At 68.4% G+C, this 22564-nt stretch carries 17 protein-coding genes and 2 pseudogenes; 6 read left to right on the top strand and 13 right to left on the bottom strand.

Annotation, left to right across the window (positions count from 1 at the left end):
• From ACXJKJ_RS07125 to ACXJKJ_RS07135, 3 genes are all read right to left on the bottom strand, one after another.
• Positions 1 to 185: hypothetical protein (locus ACXJKJ_RS07125; RefSeq protein ID WP_457389606.1), on the bottom strand; the 185-nt coding region annotated here is incomplete at its 3' end.
• Positions 182 to 889 (bottom strand): transposase, encoded by a 708-nt coding sequence (locus tag ACXJKJ_RS07130; RefSeq protein ID WP_457389608.1) that lies wholly within the window; start codon positions 887 to 889, stop codon positions 182 to 184. The genes ACXJKJ_RS07130 and ACXJKJ_RS07125, both read right to left, overlap by 4 nt.
• A gap of 28 nt (positions 890 to 917) precedes the next feature.
• Positions 918 to 1946, bottom strand: coding sequence for a helix-turn-helix transcriptional regulator (locus tag ACXJKJ_RS07135; protein ID WP_457389609.1), 1029 nt, complete (start codon positions 1944 to 1946; stop codon positions 918 to 920).
• 327 nt (positions 1947 to 2273) lie between these two features.
• Between ACXJKJ_RS07135 and ACXJKJ_RS07140 the strand changes: the two genes are divergently transcribed.
• Positions 2274 to 2855: a hypothetical protein gene (locus tag ACXJKJ_RS07140; RefSeq protein WP_457389610.1), complete on the top strand. Its 582-nt coding sequence runs from the start codon at positions 2274 to 2276 to the stop codon at positions 2853 to 2855.
• Here ACXJKJ_RS07140 and ACXJKJ_RS07145 read toward each other — a convergent pair whose 3' ends face one another.
• The 3 genes from ACXJKJ_RS07145 to ACXJKJ_RS07155 all read right to left on the bottom strand — a co-directional run bounded on the left by ACXJKJ_RS07145 (position 2856) and on the right by ACXJKJ_RS07155 (position 7600).
• Positions 2856 to 4316 (bottom strand): C13 family peptidase, encoded by a 1461-nt coding sequence (locus ACXJKJ_RS07145; RefSeq protein WP_457389611.1) that lies wholly within the window; start codon positions 4314 to 4316, stop codon positions 2856 to 2858.
• Between the two features lie 30 nt (positions 4317 to 4346).
• The gene (locus ACXJKJ_RS07150) at positions 4347 to 4580 is read right to left on the bottom strand and encodes a DUF1653 domain-containing protein (protein WP_457325277.1); all 234 of its coding nucleotides are present in this window, start codon (positions 4578 to 4580) and stop codon (positions 4347 to 4349) included.
• A 179-nt stretch (positions 4581 to 4759) separates the two neighbouring features.
• Complete coding sequence (locus ACXJKJ_RS07155) at positions 4760 to 7600, bottom strand: peroxidase family protein (RefSeq protein WP_457389612.1); 2841 nt, start codon at positions 7598 to 7600, stop codon at positions 4760 to 4762.
• A gap of 245 nt (positions 7601 to 7845) precedes the next feature.
• Between ACXJKJ_RS07155 and ACXJKJ_RS07160 the strand changes: the two genes are divergently transcribed.
• The 3 genes and pseudogenes from ACXJKJ_RS07160 to ACXJKJ_RS07170 form a co-directional block, all read left to right on the top strand.
• A complete protein-coding gene (locus tag ACXJKJ_RS07160) occupies positions 7846 to 8883 on the top strand; it encodes a S66 peptidase family protein (RefSeq protein ID WP_457389613.1) in 1038 nt (345 codons plus the stop codon).
• Between the two features lie 31 nt (positions 8884 to 8914).
• Positions 8915 to 10201 (top strand): glycosyltransferase family 4 protein, encoded by a 1287-nt coding sequence (locus ACXJKJ_RS07165; protein WP_457389615.1) that lies wholly within the window; start codon positions 8915 to 8917, stop codon positions 10199 to 10201.
• 77 nt (positions 10202 to 10278) lie between these two features.
• Positions 10279 to 10440: pseudogene (locus tag ACXJKJ_RS07170) on the top strand (IS701 family transposase); the annotation flags it as partial.
• 38 nt (positions 10441 to 10478) lie between these two features.
• Here ACXJKJ_RS07170 and ACXJKJ_RS07175 read toward each other — a convergent pair.
• On the bottom strand, positions 10479 to 12338 hold the full coding sequence (locus tag ACXJKJ_RS07175; protein ID WP_457389616.1) for a hypothetical protein: 1860 nt from the start codon (positions 12336 to 12338) through the stop codon (positions 10479 to 10481).
• A gap of 207 nt (positions 12339 to 12545) precedes the next feature.
• Here ACXJKJ_RS07175 and ACXJKJ_RS07180 point away from each other — a divergent pair, with 207 nt between their 5' ends.
• On the top strand, positions 12546 to 12758 hold the full coding sequence (locus ACXJKJ_RS07180; RefSeq protein WP_162247734.1) for a hypothetical protein: 213 nt from the start codon (positions 12546 to 12548) through the stop codon (positions 12756 to 12758).
• A gap of 133 nt (positions 12759 to 12891) precedes the next feature.
• On the opposite strand, the pseudogene ACXJKJ_RS07185 reads toward ACXJKJ_RS07180, so the two are convergent.
• The 3 genes and pseudogenes from ACXJKJ_RS07185 to ACXJKJ_RS07195 form a co-directional block, all read right to left on the bottom strand.
• A pseudogene (locus ACXJKJ_RS07185) lies at positions 12892 to 13002 on the bottom strand (PEP-CTERM sorting domain-containing protein); the annotation flags it as partial.
• Between the two features lie 667 nt (positions 13003 to 13669).
• Entirely contained in the window at positions 13670 to 15085 is a 1416-nt protein-coding gene (dacB, locus tag ACXJKJ_RS07190; RefSeq protein WP_457389617.1) for a D-alanyl-D-alanine carboxypeptidase/D-alanyl-D-alanine endopeptidase, read from the bottom strand.
• On the bottom strand, positions 15085 to 16017 hold the full coding sequence (locus tag ACXJKJ_RS07195; protein ID WP_457389618.1) for an ornithine cyclodeaminase family protein: 933 nt from the start codon (positions 16015 to 16017) through the stop codon (positions 15085 to 15087). The genes dacB and ACXJKJ_RS07195 overlap by 1 nt, the downstream gene beginning before the upstream one ends.
• Before the next feature lie 202 nt (positions 16018 to 16219).
• Between ACXJKJ_RS07195 and ACXJKJ_RS07200 the strand changes: the two genes are divergently transcribed.
• Entirely contained in the window at positions 16220 to 19132 is a 2913-nt protein-coding gene (locus ACXJKJ_RS07200; protein WP_457389619.1) for a TonB-dependent receptor domain-containing protein, read from the top strand.
• A gap of 176 nt (positions 19133 to 19308) precedes the next feature.
• Here ACXJKJ_RS07200 and ACXJKJ_RS07205 read toward each other — a convergent pair whose 3' ends face one another.
• The 3 genes from ACXJKJ_RS07205 to ACXJKJ_RS07215 are packed head-to-tail and all read right to left on the bottom strand — an operon-like array spanning position 19309 to position 22528.
• Positions 19309 to 20211 (bottom strand): S66 peptidase family protein, encoded by a 903-nt coding sequence (locus ACXJKJ_RS07205; RefSeq protein WP_457389620.1) that lies wholly within the window; start codon positions 20209 to 20211, stop codon positions 19309 to 19311.
• Positions 20190 to 21287 (bottom strand): serine hydrolase, encoded by a 1098-nt coding sequence (locus tag ACXJKJ_RS07210; protein ID WP_457389621.1) that lies wholly within the window; start codon positions 21285 to 21287, stop codon positions 20190 to 20192. The genes ACXJKJ_RS07205 and ACXJKJ_RS07210 overlap by 22 nt, the downstream gene beginning before the upstream one ends.
• Complete coding sequence (locus ACXJKJ_RS07215; RefSeq protein ID WP_457389622.1) at positions 21284 to 22528, bottom strand: D-amino acid dehydrogenase; 1245 nt, start codon at positions 22526 to 22528, stop codon at positions 21284 to 21286. The genes ACXJKJ_RS07210 and ACXJKJ_RS07215 overlap by 4 nt, the downstream gene beginning before the upstream one ends.
• Between the last annotated feature and the right edge of the window lie 36 nt (positions 22529 to 22564).

Raw genomic sequence — 22564 nt, forward strand, 5'->3', positions numbered from 1 at the left:
GCATAACGAGGCTGGGCAATAACCCGATTTCTGCGATGCCCGCAGCGGCTGATCACCGTGGATGCTGAGGAATTCTTCATCGTTTGATGCATCGAGCCGCCGGCCCGATTGGATTGGACCTCGTGAATGCCCTGCGTGGCGCTCTCGGCGCCTTGCTCGCGTTGCGCATCTTTCCCATTCCTCATGATCGTTCGCCTCTGTTGGCGATCTTCTCGATGTTGTGCACCAGGCAGAACAGCCGCCACTGCGTGCCGACCTTGTCCTTGCCGCGCAGCGTGAATCGGCTCAACCGCTTGTTGTGGCGCAGGTTGGCGAACACCGGCTCGACGGTGGCGATGCGCTGGCTGTAGAGCCGGCGACCTCGGGGGCTGTCGATGGCYTGGCGCATGCGATGCAGCGGGTCTTGAGGATCGTCAGGCATTCGRGTGTGCAGCGCCACCGTTCTGCGCGYGGCGTCTGGCTTGCGGATGCATTGAGCGCGCTGCGCGCAGCTCGTGCAATCGCTGGCGCTRGCCTTGAAGTCCTGCCGCAGGTACAGCCCCACCTTGTACAGCGCGCCACTGCTTCGCAGCGTGCAGCCCGCCGGGCATGTGCAGGTGTTGTCGCCGTGGAAGACGAAGTCGCYTGTGCCGAAGAAGCCCTTGACCTTCGGATTGGGACTTTCGCCTCGCGCTCGCTTGTCGGCGAGCACTTCGCCCTTCGCCTTGTGCTTGGCCTGCTCKGCGAAGCGCTCGTCGCGYTGGCKCATCGCGTTGTCGGCCACGAGGGCCGGGATGGCGGCCTYGCACAAGGCCTGGACGTTGTCGTTCGAGTGGTAGCCGGCGTCTGTGGTGATCAAGGTGTCGGGCGCGCGCACCGCGGCCGTCGCTTCGATCATGGGCAGCAGCATGTGCTGTTCTGAGCCTGATCCCGTCACCTCAGCGGCCACGATGATCTGGTTCTTCTGCTGCCGGGATTGTCACGATGCCTCCTTCTGCCATTGCATGACGCCGCACCAACTCTCCTGCCCATTTCGCCACCCTCGCCCTCACCTCCACCGGCCCTATCGCTTCAGCCTCCGGCGCCAGCGACAACACCAATCGCGCCGCCTGATCCACGCTTTCTATCGGCAGGCTGACCCGCGCCCACCGCTGCGGCCCCGCCGCCTTTTCGGGCACGGCCGCAGCGACGGCCTGGGCGGCATAGCTGCCCTTCTCGGCCAGCCGCCGGCGGCCCTCGGCGGTGATGCGGATGACGGCGACCTCGGGCCGCAACTCCCTCTCAAAGCGCTGCAGCGAAGCCTGCCACCAAGTCGACAGATCGAAGTCAGCCGGGCGCTCGAAGCTCTCCTCGCCGACGCTGAGCGACTGGATGTTGGCGACCTTCAGCGTCAGCGTGCGCGCCCCGGCCCGTGCGACGGCATACCAACTGCCGCCCTTGAGCACGAGGCCGAGCGGCTCGGCGCGCCAATCCCGTTCGCCCTTCCAGCTCAGATAGCGCAGCTCGACGCGGCGGCATTCCAGCACCGCCTGGGCCAGCGCCGGCAGGTGCGCGGCGGGCTCGCCGCCCTGGTACCAGTCCAGCGGGTCCACATGCAGCCGCGCCTGCAACCGGCCGGCCAGCGCGGCGGACTCGCCCGGCAGCGCCGACTGCAGCTTGAGCCGCAGCCGCTGCGACGCACCGCCCAGACCCAGCTCGCTGGCTGCACCTGGCAGGCCCAGCAGCGGCAGGGCCTGGGCCTCGTCGCCAAGCAAGCCGTTGAGTCGCGTCGCGAAGCCTTCGCGCAGCTTGAAGCCACCGCTGCGGCCGCGTTCGGCATAGACGGGCACGCCAGCAGCCGACAGCTCGTCGATGTCGCGCAGGATGGTGCGCACCGACACCTCGAACTCGCGTGCCAGCGCCGGCGCCGTGATCTGCGGGCGCAGCTGCAGCAGGATCAGGATGGAGAGGAGTCGGCTGGCGCGCATGCTTGAAACCTGGACTCGGCAGTTGGCCGCTTGCTACTCATCAAAAACCTCGGCGCTTTATGAAGTGGCCGTGGCCCCCACCCTCACCACCTCGTTGCCAGGCGCTGCACGTCCGCTGGTTCGGCGCTTCGGGCCGCTGGCTGCGTTGCTTCTCCTTGTGGGCTTGAGCCCACATCGTCGGCGCGCCTTGCCCGCGGCCCGCCTCGCCACCCCCTCGGGCGCGCCCAACAGCCGAGTCCAGGTTGGATGATGTTCCGCAAAACATGACGCCGATTGTCATGTCATGCCGCGCAGCATGCGCCACCTCCACTCACTCACGAGATGCGCATGACCGACAACTCCGAACGCCGCCGCCTGTTGCAAGCTGCCGCAGCCCTTGCGCTGACGCCGAGCATCGCCGCGCCTGCCGAACCCCAGCCCGGTCCGGCGATGACCGCCAACCCACCCGCCACGCGCACGCCCGGCAAGCCCGGCGACTTCGACTTCCTGACCGGCCGCTGGAAGATCCTCAACCACAGGCGTCGCAATGGGGTCTGGGATGTCTTCGAGGGCGAGGCCACGGTGCACGCCATCCTTGCAGGCGTCTGCAGCGTCGAGGAGCTGCGCATCCCAGCACGGCAGTTCGGCGGCATGGGCCTGCGGCTGCTGGACGTGAAGAAGGCGCAGTGGTCGGACTTCTGGGTCAACGCCGCTTCGGGCGAGCTGGGCGCACAAGGTCTGCCAGGCAGCTTCGAAGGCGGGGCGGGCATCTTCCAGGAGCAGTCCGAGGAAGACGGCAAGACCGTCATCTACCGCAGCGTCTGGGACCGCATCACGCCCACGAGCTGCCGCTGGCAGCAGGCCGCGTCGCGCGATGGCGGGAAGACGTGGTTGATGGACTGGTCGATGGACTGGATACGGGTGGCGTGATCAGTGCGCACGCTCTTCCGCCAGCCGCTTCAGCACGCCGCGGATGCCGGCGCCTTCGCTGATCTGCGGGTTGGAATAGCCGTCGCTCTTGCCCGCCTCCTTCTCCCTCACCTCGATGACCTGGCGTGCCCATGCATGTGCCTCGGTGAAGGACCAGGTCTTGCGCAGCGCCTCCTCGTACATCGCCCGGCCGAAGAAGGTCAGCTCGGAGCGCTTGCCGCAGCCGTAGGAGGTGTGGTCCGCGTCGGCCGCCGTCATCACCAGCGTGCCGTCGCCGGCCAGCGGCGCGATCCAGCTGCCCGAGTAGCAGGCCGACACGGAGATCACGCGCCAGCGCACGCCGGCTTCGTCCAGCCAGCGCTTGAGCAGGTCAGGCGTGACGGGCTCGGTCTTCAGGGGCCAGGTGTCGTTGGCCAGCTTGCCGTCGCGGCCGCCGTGCGAGGTCAGGTGCAGAAAGAGCACGTCCCGGTCGCGGTCCATCACGGCGGCCATGCGGGCGATGGTCTGGCGCAGGTTGGCCGGCGTGCCCCAGGGCAGCGTGTCAGTGGTGGCGCGGTTGGCCACCAGCTCCACCAGACGACTGTCCGCGCCGAAGCGTTCGCGCATGGTCTTGGCAACGGTGGCACTCTCGCGCATGAAGACGTCTTCCGAGGCGTTGGGCGCGTAGGTCGCTGCATAGACGTTGACCCGGCCCGGCTGCGGTGGTCGCAGGCCCTGCAATGCAACAGCGACGAGCTGCGCTTGCCTGCCTATGGTCTTGTCGGTCAACGGCAACCCGACCTCGGGTTCGGCGTCCGCCTCGGCACTGACCGCTGGCTCGGCCCACCAGAATGTCGGCGGCGCGAGCCAGCCGTTCAGCATCAGCGGGATAGGGACCAGCAGCAGGGCAGCACCACGCGCCAGCCCGGAACCCGCTGCCCGCCACAGCAGCACGAGCTGCGTCAGGCCAGCCCAGCACAAGGGCACCAGCCATGCCGTCAGCTGCAGGCTCAGGGGCCAGCTCTCAAACGGATCGAGCGCGGCTCGCATCCCAAGAAAGACACCGCCGGAAAACAGGCCGAGCATCAGTCCGGCAATGCAAACCAGTGCAAACAGCGTGGCTGGCCTTGGCATCGCTGGCGCTTGTGCCGAGCGAGACCGCGCCACCACCCAGCACAGCCAGGCCATGATGGCGATGCCCGCCCAACCTGCGAGAAAGCCTTGCCAGAGCAACATCGGCGCGCCCTGCATCATCACGCGCTGAGCGATGAACTGCAGCAGATAGCCCGCCAGGATCGGCGCCGCCACCGTCACCGGCGCGGCCTCCAGGCCCTCCCAGCGCGGCGCGCGGAACGCCAGCACGCGCGCGCCTTCGCGCAGCCATGACGCGCCACCCACTGCGGGTGCACCGTCGTCCAGCGCCGCAGCCGTCAGCAACGGCCCGCCTGCAGGCGCGTCCTGCGCCTGATCTTCTTCATTCATCCACCCGCCCTCCCCTACCGGCCATCGTCTCTAGCCGATGCGCTCGAAGCGCTGCCGCACGACGCCGTCAACCTCCAGTGTGCCGGTGAACATCTCGTAAGGCCTCACCCACCAGCCGCTGTCGTTGTACAGCGGCCGGTAGACCACCACGACCTCCAGCGTCTCGCTATGGCGAGCCACATGAAGCACTTCGTATTCGCCGCCCTTGTAGTGACGGTAGCGGCCGGGGGCCAGGTGGGGCAGCGGGGGCAAGTCTGAGCTCATGCCCCCGATTTCACCTCAGTGGTCGACGTACCGACGTTCTTGCGGGCCGAGCGCCGGGCCGCTCCCTAGCCGGCCCGCTCTGGCGATGTGCTTGCGGCTCAATGCCGCAAGCATCGCCGTCCCCTCGGGGGACCGGCTGGGCACGCCCGCGTGCAGCGGGGCGAGACTGGACGAGGGGTTCACCGGAAAGCGGGGTCGCTTTCCGCGCCGCGGCGCGGCTGCCAGCCCAGGCCGTAATACTCGCCGCGGTCACGCGCCCAGGGGTCGAAGGCGTTGGTCACATGCGCCAACTCGGGCGCCAACTCGGGCACGGTGCGCAACAGCACGCGCTTGAAGGGCGAGACCTCGATGCGGTGGCCGTTGCTTTCCTTGGCCTCGAACTGCTTGCCCGTCGGGCCGTTGTTCATCAGCCATTCGATGCCCAGGTTGCCGTAGAACTCGGGGCGGAAACTGCTGGTGAAGAAGCGGTCGCTGAACAGGCGCCGCGACGCATTCAGGATGAAGACCTGGAACTGCGTCTCGGAGATCGCATAGCCATGCGGCCGCGTGAACTCCGAGAGCCAACCCACTACCGTGTCCACGTCCTCGATGTTGTCCACCAGGCTGCCGTCGGGCTTGCCCAGGCAGTCGTTGATGGGGCTGCCGTCGAGGTTCCTCTGCGCGGCGGTGATGACCTTCTTCGCATCGCATTTGTGCTGACCATAGATGCCGCGCAGGTCGTTGATGACCTTCTGCTGGCGCGCGCGTTCGGGTGAATCCGCCGGCAGGCGGGCGTCGATGAAATCATCAAAGCTCGTCAGCTGGCGCAGTCCGTACTGGCGGCGGAACTCGTTGAAGCGTGGCACACCGTGCTCGCGGTCGCGGATGATGTCCAGGGCCGCGACGTCGATCTTGCCGGTGCTGGACTGCAGCCGCGGTATGGCCAGGTTCTGCAGGAAGGCCGGCGTATTGCCCAGCGTCAGCAGGCCCAGGCGCTGGCGGCCCATCGACAGCGCCCAGTCGGCCGCGCCTTCGTTGGCGAGCGCGCCGGTGGCCTTGCCGCGGAAGGTCTCGATGACGGGCACCTTGGCGGCGATGCGATTGGGGTCGCTGTCCCAGTGGCGCAGCTCGATGAGGTCGGGCACCAAGGCATGCAGGCGGTAGACGCTGACGAACTCCTCGGGGAAGTTGAAGGGCGAGCCGAAGTGGTTGACGCCGCCGTTCACGTGGTCGGGGTTGGCGAGGTTCCAGATGTCGTCCTTCTTGGCGTCATGGCGCGCAAAGAAGCTGTCGTCCTTGTAGACCCGCGCACCGAGGCCAAAGATGCCCGGCCCCGAGGCCAGGGCCGAATACCACTGGCCGGCTTTCTTGGCGTCGGTGCTCTTGCCGTAGTTCTGCACGACGATGGCTTCGAGGGCGTTCTCGACGAACGGATGCCCTTCGAACAGGCCGCCCCAGTTGGCGTTCATGCCGAGGTAGAGGGGCTCGTCGTAGAGCAGCTGCGTCGTCCACTCGATGGTGTGGATCTTGGCGATCTCGGCGGCGACGACGAGGCGCCCCACCTCGAACAGCACGTCGGGCGACACGTCGCGGTAGCGGATCACGGCTGTCGGGTTCGCCGGGTCGCGCAGGCCCGAGTCGGCATCCGGCGTGGCCGCGGCGCGGCGGCGGAACTCGGTGACGAAGGCGTTGTGTTCGCGGGAGAACACCGTCTGGTAGAAGCCGACGCCGATGCTCCAGTTGTCGGGGAAGGCGGCCGCGCCCTGGCCGGCCCACTGCGGCAGGATGGGGTCGTTCGCCGCGAAGACGGGCAACTGGCCCAGGGCTTCGCCCGCGCCGCCACGTGCGCCGGGCGGCATCAGGAGCCTGGCCGGGTCGGCCGGGTCGCGTTTCACGCGCTGGCGCGAGACGTTGTTGTAGCCATAGATCTGCGAGGCGTCCCACCAGGCCGTGTTGTTGTTGGCATGGGTGCGGAAGGCGCGTGCCAACGGCCTGGTTCCGTCAGCCGCCGTGTAGCGCGGCGGCGCATTGCCGTCGGCGACAAAGGCGCGGTCGATGCGGTCATCGGGCCGGCAGCCCAGCTTGGCCGCATCGCCCGTGCAGCCCACCGGCATCCACTTGGGTTCGTTGCGGCCCTCCTCCATGTGGGAGAACCAGTCATGCGTCATGTACTGGATCCAGAACGCCGCCAGCACGTTGAAGAAAGGCGCCTTCTGGTAGTCGCAGTTGGCGTCCACCGGATTGCCGGGCAGGCCTTGCCCGTCGCGGCATTTGGCGGGGTCGCTCTGCGCGCGGGTGAAGAGCTTGCGGCTGATCAGCTGCGGGTCGGGCTGCAGCAACGCGATGCGGTCACCATGGCGGTTGCGCGCCAGGGCGTCGTCGCTGATGTCGGGGTAGGTCGCCTCGAACTGCACATTGCGCGCGAACAACGCGCCGGCCGAGCCCATCTTGGGATTGCGGATGTCGTTGCAGACGCCGCTGAGCTGGCGCCAGCGGATCAGATCACCCTGGCAGAGCTGCTGCCCGTCGCCGCCCACGGCCGCGTAGAACGGTGAATCGGCCGCCAGCCGCATCGAGGGCCAGGTCTTGACGGCCGCGCCCGCCACGCCTTCACGGCCCAGGGCGTAGTCGGCAAAGCTGCCGGAGTTGTCGAACAGGTTGAACTTGATCAGCTCCATGCGCTGGTACTCGAGGTCCAGCAGCGCACCGTCGACGCCGCGGCCGTTGGGCCCGAGATGACTCCCGACGCCATTCGTTCCCGGCAGCAGCGTGGCCTTGTCGCCGGTGGCCCAGTAGTTGGACCAGTCGACATAGGGCGTGTTGCGGAAGGCCGCGGCCTTGTCGCTGCCGCGGCAGCGCGCCACCTCTTCGCCGACCTTGCCATTGAAGCGCTCGCCGCGCTCGTCGGCCACCTTGCGAAAGCCCCCGGCCACCATGGCCGTGCAGTTCCTGGTGTCGTCCAGGCTGGCCTGGGGGGTGGTGCTGATGCAGCCGGCCAGCAGCATCGGCGTGAGCAGCAGCCAGGTGAGTGCATGCTTCATGAGCTTCTCCTCGTCTTGTTCTTCGCAGATCGCGCAACATAGCGAGGCTACGGCCATAGCGTCAATCCTTCGAAGGCCCCGAAAAATTCACCTTGAGGACAGCCACCCGTGCCTGCCCTTGCACGCGACTGGCAACAGGCCGCGGCAGCTGATGCCGCCAGGGCGCACACAATGCCGCGCAAATCGTCGAATCCGCGCGACCGAGCACGCGGCCAGCCCCTCATCTCTGATTGTTTGCGAGCGATATGAACCCGTCACGCCGTCAACTCCTGCAGTTCAGCGCCGCCACGGCCGGCCTGCTGGCCGCCGCCCAACCGGTGCGCGCCGCGGGCGGGCCATTGCTCGCGCCACGGCTGCGCCCGGGCGACACGATCGGCCTCGTCAGCCCCGCCAACGCCACCTTCGAGCGCGAGCCGCTGAAGATGGCCGTCGAGGTGCTGCAGGCCCTGGGCTTCAAGGTCAAGCCGGGCGAATTCGTCGCCGCACGCCGTGGGCCCTTCGCCGGCACCGACGCCCAGCGTGCCGCCGACATCAACGCCATGTTTGCCGACGATTCCGTGGCCGGCATCCTCGCCATGACCGGCGGCTCGGGCTGCAACCGCATCGTCGACAAGCTCGACTACGAGCTGATCTGTCGCAAGCCGAAATTCTTCGGCGGCTTCAGCGATCTGACCTGCCTGGTGAACGCCATCCACCGCCAGACCGGCCTCGTCGCCTTCCACAGCCCCGTGGCCGTGTCGGAATGGAACGACTACTCGGTGCAAAGCTTCAAGGCCATCGCGATGAATGCCGAGGCCGCCGTGCTGCGCAACCCTGTCGTCAAGCCGGTGGACGACCTGATCGCCCGCGAGGAGCGCATCACCACCGTGCGCCCCGGCAAGGCGCAAGGCCGGCTGGTGGGCGGCAATCTCACCGTGCTGGCGTCGATGGCCGGCTCGGCCTATTTCCCCGATTGCCGTGGCGCCCTGCTCTTTCTCGAGGACATCAACGAGTACATCTACCGCATCGACCGCTGCCTCTCCACGCTGCGCCTGGCCGGCGCGCTGTCGCAACTGAGCGGCGTCGTGCTCGGCCGCTTCACCAAATGCGAGCCCGGCGAGGGCTACGGCAGCCTGACACTGGACGAGGTGTTCGACGACTACTTCCTGCCGCTGAACGTGCCGGTCTACCGGGGTGCGGCCATCGGCCACATCAAGCGCAAGCTGACCGTGCCGGTCGGTGCGCCGGCCGAGATGGATGCCGACGCGGGAACGATCCGGCTGCTGAGCCCGGCCGTGGCCTAGGTTCCCCGGCGCCCGGCCCCCAGACTGCCGCATGCGTGCCAGCGGACCCCGCCTGCTGCTCATCCTCACCGAATGGCCGCCCGCCATCGGCGGCATGCAGACGCACGCGAGGTATCTGGCGGCGCACTTCGCGCGCCACGCCGCCTGCGTGGAAGTGCTGACCTATCGCGTGACCGACCCGGCCATGGCCGAGGCCGCGCGCGCGTTCGACGGGGGCTGCTCCCATGCGGTGCATCGGGTCCTGTCGCGGCTGGGCTATTGGCACAACCAGGAGCTGCTGCTGGAACGCATCCGCGTGTTCCGGCCCGATGCGATCTATGCATCGACCGTGTTCTACGGCCTGCTGCGCTCGCGCGCCGGCGTACCGGTCGTCTGTCGCTCGGTGGGCAACGACGTGCTGCGGCCCTGGCTGGGCTATCCCTATCCCTGGGGCAGCCGGGCCATCGGTTCGGCGGCCATGCAGCGTGCGCTGAGCTGGTGGCTGGAGCATGGCCAGCATCCCGACTGGGTCGACCGCCTGTTCCGTGACGGCCGCCAACGAGTGATGCGCCACGCCGCGGTGGCCCACAACGGCATCCTGGCCAACAGCGACTACACGGCGAACCTGCTGCGGGCGATTGGCGTGGCGGGCGAGCGGATCGAGGTCGTCTCGGGTGGGGTCGCCGCTGGCGAGTTCCGCCCGCCGCCCGGTGCGCGGGCTGCCGCGCGCGCGGAGCTCGGCGTGCCCGAGGCTGCGCAGGTGGTGCTGACGGTGTGCCGGCTCGTCGAAAAGAAGGGCGTTGAAGTTCTGCTCGATGCCCTCGCCAGGTTGCGCGGTGAATTCCCGGCCATCCGCCTGTTGATCGTCGGCGACGGCCGCCGCCGCCGAGCCTACGAGGCCTGTTGCGCGCGCCTGGGGTTGGCTGACGTGGTGCGCTTCGAGGGCCGTGTACCGCACGAAAAGATTGCCCGCTACTACTGGGCGAGCGACGTGTTTGCGTTGGCCAGCTACGAAAGCCACCACGCCGGCGCGCGTGACGTCGAGACCATGGGCCGCGTGCTGTGCGAGGCCAACGCCGCCGGCGTGCCCGTGGTGGCCACCGCCAGCGGCGGAACGCCGAGTGTGCTGCGTGACGCCGACAACGGCCTGCTCGTGGCGCCGGGCGACGCCCAGGCGCTGGCCGCGGCGATCAGATCCCTGCTGCGCACACCGGCGCAGGCCAGCCGCCTGGCTCACAACGGGCTGGCGCGTGCGCGGCTGGAATTCGATTGGTCGGCGGTGATGGCGCGCAACGAGGCGGTCGTGGCTCGGTCGCTGGCGTCGCCACCGGCGCAGTGAACCAGCGACGGTCGCAGGGCCCGCGCCGTCAGCGCTGCACCGCCACCCAGTTCACGAGCGCATCCAGCATGGTGTTGGAGGGCAAGATGCGCTGGCGCATCGAGCGCGACTACCAAGACCTCAAGCAGCAGCTGGGGCTGGGGCACTACGAAGGCAGAGGCTGGCGGGGCTTCCATCATCACGCCAGCCTGAGCATTACCGCTTACGGCTTCTTGATGACGCAACAGCTCCGGCATCCCGAAGGCGCCGGATCGACTGTCACGCACCCCAGCGCAGGTCATTGAACGTGAAAGCTTGTCTTGCAGAAAGAGGAAACGCACGTCGCCACCAGCGCAAGACCTTCCTCCCGCGGCCAGCCGTAGCCGTCGAGGATCGCGAAGACCAAGGACGCCTCCAGGTTCTCGTCATCATGAGAGCCTCGGCCCGCCCGCAGTGCCTCGCGCAGGCGCTGCAGGCGCGCGTTCAACAACGGCCGGTCGTCCGCTGCGCCGATGCTGGCCAGCACCATCGCCGCCTGCGCCGTGTCGTGCGCGGAACCGTTCTCCAGAGTCCTGCGATAAAAGGCGCGCATCGCGTCAGCGGGTAAGTGGCTGGTGACCTTGGCGGTGTAGCTCATCACATCGCCCTCGTCTTGTTGCGCAGCGACCTCGAACTGCGCCGAATAGGTCTTGGGGTCCCAGCGCATCAGGTAGACAAGCGCGGCAGCTCTGGCATTGGGCAACCAGCGCCCCTGAAGCGAGGGCATCAGCCGGGCGACGTCCTGGATCAGATCCGGTGTGGCGAAACGCGCCACGAAAGCCAGGGTCACACCCAGCCCGATCTGACCGGAGGTTGTTGCCGCTGTCGGCGCCTCCTTCAGCAGCTTGCGGCGAAGACAATCGTCAACACCGGCCAGCGTCGCCACGGGCAAGTCCCGGACCTGCTCGAAATACATCGGATGATCGCCGCACGCGTGGCGGACGACATATGGCTGGGCCAGGTCGGGATATTGGTTCACGGCCAGGCTCAGCGCGTTGGCGTCGTCCGGGTGCGCGTCCAGGTAGTGCTGCAACGCGGCGACGATGGCGAGGCCGTCGAAGGCGCCACGGAAGTCGCGCGCCAAGCCGACCAGTTGGTAGCCTTGCAACTTGTCGAGATGCGCGGCGATGAAATCCCGAGCGACGACAAAGTCGGCCACATCCATGGCCGCTGCGTCACCGCGGAAGGGTCCGAGAACCAGCCAGCTGGCCTGCAGACGGGACTCCCCATCGCGCAGCGGCAGGGTCGCGGCGAGCCGATGCAGCGCCGTCGCGCGGATGCGCTTGCTGAGCGCGGCGTCCGCCGCCCAATCCGCCGGCCATGAAGCCTCGACGCTGCTCTTCAGGAGCACGAGGTCGTCGATCAGATCCGTGCGCGCCGGCGCCGGGTCCATGACGGCTTTCTCAAGCGCCTCGATGACTCGTTGACGGTCGCTGGCATGCCAAAGCCCCCGCAGGATGTCGATGCGGTACGGATGAGCGCCTTGCGGTTCGAGAACCAGATCGAGCTTGGCCTGCGTCGCGGCATCGGAAGACATTTGGGCCAGCGCTTGCACGGCCGCCGCCGCCTTGCGCCCTGACCGCGCACCGGTGATTTCTGCAGCCAGCATGCGGACGCGCGCCGCATCCTCATCGGGCGACGGCATCTCCACGGCAAACGTGACGTCGTTCGTGGTGAGTGTTTTGCGTCCCGCCCGCCGAGTAACGACGTGCACCGAATAACGCCCCGGGCGATCGAAGCGGTACCGCTGATCGAGAACCAGCGGTAGCGACAACTCCTGCCCCTCGGGCACAGCCTGCCGGTTGATCACGTCGTGCTGCTGCGGCATCCAGCGCTCGTGATCGATCGCGGCGGGAGGGCTGCCCTCAAGCGCCGTGATGACGACCTCGTCAGAGAGGTAGTCGCCCAGCGAATTGGTGACGATGCGCTCCGGCGCCTGCAGCGCGTGGAATCTCAGATCCAGCGCAATGGGCTCGCCGGCCTTGAACGCCGCCCGGCCACTCTTGACCGACAAACTGACCCTGACTGGCGCATCGGCCGCGTCGGCCTGCGCTGGCGCGGGCTGGATCGTCAGGCAGGCGATGAGGAGCGACAGTAGCGACAGTAGCGACAAGCGCATAGAGATATCCCGGCTGGGATTGGGATCGTAGGACCATCACGCAAAACCTGGACGTCGCTCCCGTTTCGATGGAATCCCGCCTCCGCGCGTTCGCCGCGAGCAGCTCAGGCGGCGGCACGAAGCGCCCGCGCCTGTGGCCATTGCGTCGCAAGCGTCTACGCATGGATTTCAACGCCCGATCGGCACGAAGACGGTCGCCGGTGAGCACTGCGGGATGACAACACAGGGTCGGCGTCGGGCTGGGCTCGCTTCACGACGCGCGAGCCCGGCGACGACTACTTCCTGCCTCTGAACATCCCCGTCTTCCGCGGCGCAGCCATCGGCCACATCAAGCGCAAGCTGACCGTGCCGGTGGGAGCGATGGCCCAGATGGATGCCGACGCCGTCACGCTGCGCCTGCTGGCGCCGGCCGTCGCCTGAGGGCCACGGCCGAAGCCGCCTCCCCGGCGGCGCCCTCAGTCCTTGCGCTGGCTTGCCCGATGAAGGCGCTGCCGTCGCGGTGGGGACGTCCCGACGCAACTGCGACGGACCGCCTGCCGCACGCCCAAGCACCTCAACCCAAGCGCCGCCTGCGCGCCAGCAGACTCACCGCCCCAATCCCGGCGAGCAGCAACGCGTAGGTGCGCGGCTCGGGAACCGCGCTGATGGAAATATTGAGCACCGCATCGCGCACTGCAGTGCCATTGGCCACCAGGTGATAGGTGCCGGGACCGATGGCCCCGTCGAAGGCCGACACGGCGTATCCGCCCAGGACACCACCGAACGCATCGCTGATAACGAGGGTGTTGCTGGCATCGAAGATGTCGATGTTGACGCCGACGAGGCGCGGCCCCGGGCCGGCGGCAGTCGAGATCTCCCACACCGCACGCCCGGTCAAGCCGGTGATGCCCGCCCCTAGCGTGAACGTGACGCTCTGCGACAGCGCGCCGGTTTCCTGCGTCACCACCGTGTCGACGATCAGCGTGTCGCCAGAGCCGAACGTTCCCTGGAGCGTCGCTGTGGCATTGAGCACGTTGAAGTCGACCTCCCGGGTCATCGCGTGCGCTTGCCCCACCATTGTCGCGAACCACGTCGCGGCCAATGCCAATGCCGCCTGCCTGAACCCTGCAAATCTAGCCATCGCGATCTCCTGTTGCCTTGGCATGGCGCCCGATACCTAACCGGGTGCCGAGCAGAAAACATAGGTGACGCTGCGGCTTAAGCAACTTTCCAACTAGGGGTTCGGCAAGGCGATTGACACACACGATCCGGCGTGATGTCGACGGGTCGTGTTGCAGCGCGGTCAGTCGGCCAACAAACGCCGCCGCCTGACGCCGCTCGGGATCAAGCCTTCAGCGCTGCCCTGCCACCCACTCCACCAGCGCATCCAGCACCGGCCGCCCCTTGGCCGCAGCCTCGGGATGGTTGAGCAGCGCGACGAAGACCCAGGGCTTGCCCGACGCGTCCGGCACGAAGCCGGCCAGGCCGACGGCATCGCGCAGCGTGCCGGTCTTGAGCCGCGCTCGGGCCGTGGCCGGGCCGTCCTTCAGGCGGCGTGACAGCGTGCCGTCGACACCGGCAATGGGCAGGGTGCCGAGCAGTTCCGGCCCCTGGGCGCCACGCTGGCCCGCGCGCAGCACACCGGCCAGCAGGGCCGGGCTGACCCGCTCGCCGCGCGACAGGCCCGAACCGTTGTCCAGCACCAGGGCTGCCGTGTCGACGCCATGGCCGGCAAGCCAGTCGCGCACGACACGCTCAGACGCCGCCAGCGTCGGCTCGCCGGGTTGCGCCGCCTGGGCGCCGAGCTGCAGGTAGATGAGCCGCGTCAGCGCGTTGTCGCTGCGCTTCATCACCCCGCGCAGCACCTCGGCCAGCGGCCGGCCGCGGTGCGTGGCCAGCACGACGGCACCGGCCGGCGCGGCCGCCTCGGCGTCACCCGGCCCCATGCTGCCGCCCAGTTCGGCCCAGAGCTGGCGCACGGCCCGTGTGGCCAGCCACTGCCGGTCGACGATCTGCAGCGGGGCGCGCTGATGGCAGCCAGCCGGGAAGGCCCCTTGCAGCTTCAGCGCCCAGCCCTCGCTGGCGGGCTGGACAAGAGCGGGTTTCCAATCCTCGTCCCAGTCCTTGCACGGCCTTGCTGACAAGGTCATCGAGCTCGCATCCACGCTCAGCCCTGGCAGGGCCGGCAGGGCGCGCGCCGTAACGCCGGTGGCCATGGCTTGCAGCTCGAAGTCGAGCAGGCTGCCGTTGAGATGCAAGGCGTCGGGGATGACGTTGTAGTCGAACTCGGGGGCATCGTCGAAGGGCGGCAGGCCAACGTCGAAACGGGTCGGCTTGAACAGCGTGCGGTCGATGACGAGGCCGCCGCGGATCTCGCGCACGCCGCTTTCGCGCAGCTGGCGCAGCAGCCACCACAACGCCGGCCAGTCAAGGTCGGGATCGGCGCCTCCTCGCAGGATCAACGGGCCGTCAATGGTCCCTCCGACAGGAACCGAACCTGCCAGCAGCTCGGTGCGGCCGCGGTGGTTGATGCCGAGCTTGTCCATGGCGACGGTCGCCGTCACCAGCTTCATCGTCGAGGCCGGCGCCATCGCCGCGTCGGCGCGTTGGCTCAAGGCCGGCCGAGAGCCGTCCAGCGGTTGCAGCACAAAGCCGAGGCTTTCCGCCGGCAGGCCGGCCTTGGCCAGCGCAGCCTGTACGGGGTCGGGCACCGAGGTCGTCGCGCAGCCGGCCAAGGCCAGCGCGGCAGCAAGTAGCCAGGCGCGCATCAGCACAGCCCCAGGGAATAAGCGACGAAGCGGGCCAGGGCCACATCCTCCAGGCCGATGCCCACGCTCTTGTAGACGACGATGTCCTGCGCCTCGCGCGGACGCGGGCTGACGATCAGTTCGCCCAGCTCAACGAGCCGCTCGGGCGCGATGACGCCCGGCACGGCCTGCACGATGTCGCCGGCTTCCAGCTCGGCGGCGGTGCGCCATTCAACGACGACCAGGGCCGCACGGGCCAGCAACGCATCGTCCAGCTCGCGCGCCGTCTTCGTGCTGGAACCAACCGCGGCAACGAAGGCACCGGGCTTGACGAGAGCGCCGCCGAACAAAGGCGTGGCCGAGCGCGTCGCCGTGACAACCACCTCGGCCTCGGCAGCCGCCGTGGCGGCGTCCACAACCTGGGCCGGGAAGCCGATCTGCGCCTCGATGTCGCTCGCGAAGGCCTCGCCGCCACTGCGCGCGCAGACGAGCACGCGCTCGAAGCGCCGCACCCGCGTCAGCGCCTCGACATGGGCTCGCGCCTGGATGCCGGCGCCAAAGACGGCCAACGTCCTGGCCTCTGGCAAAGCCAGCAGGTCGGCCGCCACGGCGCTGGCCGCGGCCGTGCGCAGCCGCGTGAACTCGTTGGCCTCCAGCGTCGCAATCGCCTCGCCGGTCTCGGCCGAGAATAGGCTGACGAGGAAGTGGTACTTGCCGTTGCGCGCCGAATAGACCTTGGTGCCGAGCACCGCCGGCAACTCACCGTCGGCGTCGAGGATGGCGCCCATCGCGCTGATCGCGAGCGCGGCGCCGCCCTGCGTGGCGGTGGCACGGTGGCGGGCCAGCACCTGCGCCTGGCCGCGGCCGTGCTGGGCAAAGGCGGCACGCAGGGCGGCCACGGCGCTGTCCGGGTCGAGTACGGCCGCGACATCGGCCTCAGTGATCAATCGCATGAAGAAAACCTCCGCCGGCACTGTATGAGGGCCGCCGCGCACCGTGCGCGTGCTTTCACATCAGCACGCATTCCCGCAGGTTATGTGCAGCGCACAAGCATTCATTGAACAGCGCGCAACACCTGGGGTGCGGCCCCCTGGGCGCTCCCCCGCGCGCCAGCGAACATCGGCGGCAATCGAATCACATGCAGGAGTCCTTGAGATGAAGTTGAATCGTCTGGCAACCCAGCTCGCCATCGTCGGCCTCGCCGGCCATACCGGCGCTGCCCTGGCGCAGAACGACAGCGCGCGACTGGAGCGCGTCGAGGTGACGGGTTCCAGCATCAAGCGGATCAAGGATGAGGGTGCCCTGCCCATCCAGGTGATCAGCCGGCGTGAGCTGGAGCGGGCCGGCATCGCGTCGGCCGAGCAGATGATCATGCAGCTCAACATCAACGGCAACGGCCTGGACAACCTGGCCGGCAATGCCGACGTGGTGGACGGCGCCGCGCGCGGCAACAACGGCGCCAGCAGCGCCAACCTGCGCGGCCAGGGCAGCAATGCAACGCTGATCCTGCTGAACGGCCGCCGCGTGGCGGCCCACGGCTTGAACGGCGGCACGGTCGACCTGAACCAGATTCCTTTCGCCGCCATCGACCGCGTCGAGATCCTCAAGGACGGCGCCTCGGCCATCTACGGTACCGACGCCATCGGTGGCGTCATCAACTTCATCCTGCGCCAGAACTACAGCGGCGTGACGATCAACGCGCTGGCCGACGTGCCGCAGCAAAAAGGCGGCGAGATCTACGGCGCCTCGGTGACGGCCGGCTACGGCAACCTCGACACGCAGGGCTTCAACTTCCTGGCCTCGCTGTCAGTGCGCGACAACAAGGTGCTGCGCGGCGACCAGCGCGACTTCGTCAACACCTACCAGCCCGATCGCGGCCTGTCGCCCGACACGCGCGGCACGCCGATTGCGACGCTGTTCGCTGTGGCCGGCACCACGCCAACCGGCGCTGCGCTGGGCAACGTGCTCAGCCAGGGTGGCAACAACACCGCCGGGCCGTTCGACTTCGCCAACCCGGCGCTGCGCGTCAACGGCATCAACATCCTCGACCTGCCCGGCGGCGCCGGCTGCTCGTCGGTGGATGGCATGAGCCCTTACCAGGAGACGCTCTGGGCCACCGCGGCGTCCAAGTACGGCTGCGCCTGGGACACCGGCCGTGCCGCCGTCATCCAGCAGCCGATCAAGAACACCAACCTCGTCAGCCGCCTGACCTTCAAGCTGGGCGACCACCGCGTGTTCGGCGAGGCCGTGCTGGGCCGGGCCGAGTCCACCAAGAGCTTCTCGCCCAACCAGATCACCAGCGGCTCGGGCACCGCCACCATCAATCTGGCCGGCACTGTTTACCCCAGCCCCTTCCGCAACCTGCGCTACCCCAGCACCGGCGCAGGCTACAACGACGTGTTCAACGCGCTGGTCAAGTCATTCCCGGCGCTGGAGGCCAACCGCGGCCTGCCGATGGCCTTCCGCTGGCGCTGCATGCCCTGCGGCAACCGCGAGATCGACACCACGGCCGACACCGCGCGCTTCCTGGTCGGCGCGGACGGTGCCTTGCCTTTCCTCACCGATTGGGACTACCGCGTCGGTTTCTCGCGCGCCGAGAGCAAAGGCAGCTCCACGGTCGGCAAGGGCTATCACTACTGGCAGCCCTTCGCCGACCTGATCAACACCGGCGTGCTCAATCCCTTCTCGCTGACGCAGACGCCCGAGGCCCTGAAGGCGCTGGACGCCATCAAAGCCGAGGGCGTGACGCTGTACGGCGGCAAATTCACGATGGAGCAGGCCGACGCGACCGTGTCGGGCCCGGTGTTCAAGCTGCCCGGCGGCACGGTGATGGCTGCCTTGGGCGTTGACTCGCGCACCGAAAAGTACAAGTTCGACGGCGACCAGCGCTCCAATGCCAACACCGTCGCCGCACAGATCTTCAACGTGCCCTTCGACAACGCACTGGCCACGGCCGGCACCCTCAAGCGCACCATCAAGGCAGTGTTCGCCGAGGTGGCCGTGCCAGTCATGAAGGACATGGAGATCACCGGCGCCATCCGTCGCGACGACTACACCGGCTTCGGCTCGACGACCAACCCCAAGGTCTCGCTGCGGTACAACCCGACCGAGCAGCTGCTGTTCCGCGGGGCCTACAGCACGGGCTTCCGCGTGCCGACCTTCAAGCAGATGTTCGACCCGATCACGGAGAGCACCTTCGTCGGCGCCGACTTCACCGACCCGGCCACCTGCTCTTCGCGCGTCGTCTCCAACACGCCGGGCTGCCAGTCCGTGCGCGACTTCAGCACCCTGTTCGGCGGCAAATCGACGCTGGGCCCTGAAGAGGCCAAGATGTACAGCGCGGGCGTCGTTTTCCAGCCAACGAAAGACCTGGTGGCCAGCCTGGACTGGTGGTCGATCGAACGCACCGGCACGATCCAGTCCTTCGGCCTGACGACGCTGGCCGAGAACTACCAGTACTTCAAGGACAACTTCATCCGTGACGGCAGCGGCAAGCTCCTCGCCGTCGACACCCGCTATGTGAACGCCGGCGAGACCAACACCAAGGGTCTGGAACTGGGCCTGCGCGGCAACACCAACGCCTTCGGCGCGGCGTGGACGGGCAGCTTCGACGTGTCCTACCTGCTCGACAAGAAGTCGCGCCTGGTGCCGAGCGCGCCGATGGGCAGCAGCGAGGTCGGCCGCTTCACCCGCGCCGGCGACCTGGGCATCCGCTGGAAGCACACCGCCACGCTGACCCGCACCGAGGGCGACTGGGCGGCCACGTTCCAGCATGTCTACCGCACCGGCTACCAGGACTTCGTGCTGCCCGGCGTGGCTAACGGCACCGTGACGCCGGCGAACTGGAACCCGCGCGTGGGGGCCTACTCCATCCTGAACGCCAGCCTGGCCTACGGCGGCATCAAGAACCTGACCATCACGGCCGGCATCAAGAACCTGCTCAACGAAGACCCGCCGTTCAGCGTCACCTACGACACCAACACCGGCGCCGGCTCCAGCTGGGAACCGCGCGTGGCCGACCCGCGCGGCCGCTCGTTCACGCTGCGCCTTGAGTACCGCATGTTCTGACCCCTCTGACTCCCTGCCGGCCCCGGAAGCCGGTTTCCAGCCCCGCCTGTGTCGGGGCTGTTTTTTTGATGAGTGCCAGTTGTGCCGCGAGGCGGCCCAACCCGCGCAAGCGCGGCACGCCTGGCGGCGCGCGACTGGCCCTCCTCACTCGGCTGCTTCGCAGTCGAGAAGGCCGTTCACACGAGGGTCAGCGTGCCGGCAGCGACGGCCATCTCGGCGGCTACGCCCAACGGCAGCGGCCGATTCGGCTGACCATGGCCCGAAGGCCAGCCGGCGAGCACCGGGCAGCGCAGACGCGGGAGGTGATCGGCCAGCACGGCGTCGGGACTCTCAGCGCCGCTGAAGCTGCCAACCACCAGGCCTGCAATACGGTCCAGCACGCCGGCCAGGCGCAGCTGGCTCAGCATGCGGTCGACACGATAGGGCTCTTCACTGATGTCCTCGATGAAGAGCAAGGCGCCGTCGGCATCGGGCAGATAAGGCGTGCCGAGCAACGCACAGAACATCGCCAGATTGCCGCCGATCAGGTGGCCCCTCGCACTGCCGCCGTGGCTGAGCGCATGTGGCGGAGCCTGGCCGATGACGTCACCGACGCGCCAACCGCGAGCCAGGCCCTCGAACAGCGCATCGGTGTCGGCTTGCGCGCCGGGCAGGCCCCAGTCGCTGGCCGGCATCGGCGCGTGCAGGGACGGGATGCCCGCCTGGCTGCGCAGTGCATGCAGCACGGTCAGGTCGCTGTAGCCGATCAGCAACTTGCGCGTGTGCGCCAGCAGGCCGAGGTCGATGCCATCCATCAGCCGGATGCAACCGGAGCCGCCGCGCAGTGCAAGCACGGCGTCGAACTGCGGGTCGCCAAAGGCCGTGTGCACGTCGGCCAGGCGCACGACGTCGGGTGCGGCGAGGAAGTCCAGCGGTGGCGGGCCGAAGCAGCTTGGCAGCAGCCGGGCTTGATAACCGCGCTCGCACAACCAGCCTTCAACTGAATCGAGCCGACCTGGCTTGGGCGGGCCGGCCGGCGCGATGACGGCGACGCATGCGCCCGGGCGCAGCGGCGGGATCAGGAATTCGTCTTCAGCCATTGGTGAACGGCTGCGCCCAGGGCCGGCAGCTTCCAGGTCGTCGAAGCCTCCGGATGCGGTGCGTAGCGCATGCCCAGGCTGGTGGTCACCGCGATCAGGTAGTGCAGGTCGCCGTCGTGGACGATGCCGGCATCGCTGGCGTAGTTCTGCGTGTTGCCGGTCTTGTGGGCATAACTTGCTGGGGGCGCCGGAATGCCGGGCACCCAACCCGGCAAGGCTCGCAGCGACTCGCTGCTGAGGTTGTGGTGCAGCTTCTGTGCATCGAGCGCGCGGCGGATGACTTCGCGGCTGGCGGGGCTGATCAGCGTGGGCTGGGCGGGCGCATCAGCGTCCAGCCGCCACATCAGCCGCAGTGCGTCCCAGGCCGTCATCTGGATCTGGCCCACGCCCGAGCCGGCCGCATTGCCCCAACCGCCATCGGGCTGGGTGTTGGCGATCATCAAGCCCGGCAGGCCAGCGGCAGCGAACAACTCGTGCATCTCGTTGTGCACCTCGCGGCCGCCTTCGCGACGGATGGCACCGCGCTCGTGCAGATGGGCAACCAGCGCCGAGGTCGCTTCGTTGCTACTGACGGTGATCATGTCAAACAGCCAGTCGGCCATTGCGCGGGTCTTGCCCGTGAAGTTCAGAGGCAGCGCCCAGTCGCTGCGACCCGCATCGACGAGATGACCGATGCCGACGGCCACCATCATCTTCAGCAACGAGGCCGGATAGGGCGCGACAAAGCGCGGCCCGCTGCCGAACCAGGCGGGGAAGTCGATGCGAGTCCAGTCCGCGCCAGGCAGCCAGGCGTAGGAATCGCCCTTGGCGTCGCGCACGTCGGCATGAAAGGCGATGTTGGCGACGGCACCGGTGGTGGCATCGAAGCGCGCAATCAGCCCCTGCGGATGCTCGCGCGAGAACAACACATTGGCGCAGACCGGCGCCTTGCCGTCGCGCGGAAAAACCGCCACCGCGAGGTCGATGCTGGGCTGGGCATCCAGCGGCTCGCCGCCACGCAGGCTGTCGGCCGTCTGCTCGAAATGCCGGGCCTGGACGGCTTGCAGCAGCGCTGCAGCCAGGTCGTCTTTCCTCACAAGCTCAATCCCTCCAGGGGCAGCGGACTCGCGCGGCCCGACACCAGTTCGGCCACGATGTTGGCCGTTGCGAAAGAGAACGTGAACCCCAGGGCACCATGCCCGACATTCAGCCACAGCCCGGGCACGCCGCTGGCGCCGAGGATGGGCGCCCCGCTGGGCGTGGCCGGGCGCAGGCCGGCCCAGGGCGTGGCGCGGTCATAGTCGGCCGCGTGCGGGAAGGTGGCTCGCACCGAACGCTGCAGCGAGGCCAGCCGCCTGCCGTCCAGACTCAGGTCGTCGCCGACAAGGTCGACCATGGCGGCGATGCGCAGTTCCTGGCCGATGCGGGCGTAAAGGATCTTCTTCTCGAAGTCGGTCACGCTGACCTCGGGCGGCCGGTGACCAGGCTGGATGGGCGCCGTCAGGCTGTAGCCCTTCAACGGGTAGATCGGCAGCTCGACGCCCACTGTGGCCGCCAGCGCCCGGCTGTGCAGGCCGGCGGCGAGGACGACCGAATCCGCGCCAATGCCGCCGAGTTCGGTCTGCACGCCCAGCACGCCGCCCTGGGCATCGCGCTGCAGGCTCTTGACGCGGCCGCCGAGCCGGCCGCGAAAGCGCTCGTGCTGGCCCAGCCTTTCGTACAGCGCCGTGCAGAAGGCATGGCAGTCGGCCACCGCCTCGCCGGGCGTGAAGATGCCGCCGGCCAGCGTGGCCTCGGTGTCAGCCAGGGCGGGTTCCAGCGCGACGCACTCGTCATGCGACAGGGCCTGTTCGGCACCACTGCCCCTCACACGGGCGGCGACACGCGCGAACTCCGTCGGCTTGCGGTAGACGACCAGCTTGCCCGGCGTGCGTAGCGCGATGCTGTCGCCCAGCTGCGCCTGGGCCTGCAGCCGCGCGAACGAGGCCTGGCTGTAGGCGCCCAGGGCCAGCAGCCTCTCGGTGGTGCGCCGGTTGACAGGCCCGCGGCAATTGCGCAAAAAGGCGATCAACCAGGCCCATTGCGCCCAATGGGCCTCGGGTTTGAAGCGCAGCGGGCCGTCGGGGTCGAGCAGCCAGCGCAGCGCCTTCAGCGGCACGCCAGCGTCGGCCAGCGGCGACACGTAGCGATAGCTGAGCTGGCCGCCATTGGCACGGCTGGCGCCCTGGGCCACCTCGCCGTCGCGCTCGATCAGCGTGACGCCGTGGCCACGCTCCAGCAGCGCCCAGGCGGTGGTCAGGCCCACCACACCGCCGCCGATCACCACGCAATGCTTCATCCTGCCCTGAACTTCTTGAACCTGGCGGCAGGGTAA

The organism is Roseateles sp. P5_E1 (genome assembly GCF_054049335.1).

Bases quoted from the DNA above. Each gene is read 5' to 3' on its own strand.
- ACXJKJ_RS07135 (WP_457389609.1), bottom strand. From the start codon at position 1,946: ATGCGCGCCAGCCGACTCCTCTCCATCCTGATCCTGCTGCAGCTGCGC.
- ACXJKJ_RS07140 (WP_457389610.1), top strand. From the start codon at position 2,274: ATGACCGACAACTCCGAACGCCGCCGCCTGTTGCAAGCTGCCGCAGCC.
- ACXJKJ_RS07145 (WP_457389611.1), bottom strand. From the start codon at position 4,316: ATGAATGAAGAAGATCAGGCGCAGGACGCGCCTGCAGGCGGGCCGTTG.
- ACXJKJ_RS07150 (WP_457325277.1), bottom strand. From the start codon at position 4,580: ATGAGCTCAGACTTGCCCCCGCTGCCCCACCTGGCCCCCGGCCGCTAC.
- ACXJKJ_RS07155 (WP_457389612.1), bottom strand. From the start codon at position 7,600: ATGAAGCATGCACTCACCTGGCTGCTGCTCACGCCGATGCTGCTGGCC.
- ACXJKJ_RS07160 (WP_457389613.1), top strand. From the start codon at position 7,846: ATGAACCCGTCACGCCGTCAACTCCTGCAGTTCAGCGCCGCCACGGCC.
- ACXJKJ_RS07165 (WP_457389615.1), top strand. From the start codon at position 8,915: ATGCGTGCCAGCGGACCCCGCCTGCTGCTCATCCTCACCGAATGGCCG.
- ACXJKJ_RS07175 (WP_457389616.1), bottom strand. From the start codon at position 12,338: ATGCGCTTGTCGCTACTGTCGCTACTGTCGCTCCTCATCGCCTGCCTG.
- dacB (WP_457389617.1), bottom strand. From the start codon at position 15,085: ATGCGCGCCTGGCTACTTGCTGCCGCGCTGGCCTTGGCCGGCTGCGCG.
- ACXJKJ_RS07195 (WP_457389618.1), bottom strand. From the start codon at position 16,017: ATGCGATTGATCACTGAGGCCGATGTCGCGGCCGTACTCGACCCGGAC.
- ACXJKJ_RS07200 (WP_457389619.1), top strand. From the start codon at position 16,220: ATGAAGTTGAATCGTCTGGCAACCCAGCTCGCCATCGTCGGCCTCGCC.
- ACXJKJ_RS07205 (WP_457389620.1), bottom strand. From the start codon at position 20,211: ATGGCTGAAGACGAATTCCTGATCCCGCCGCTGCGCCCGGGCGCATGC.
- ACXJKJ_RS07215 (WP_457389622.1), bottom strand. From the start codon at position 22,528: ATGAAGCATTGCGTGGTGATCGGCGGCGGTGTGGTGGGCCTGACCACC.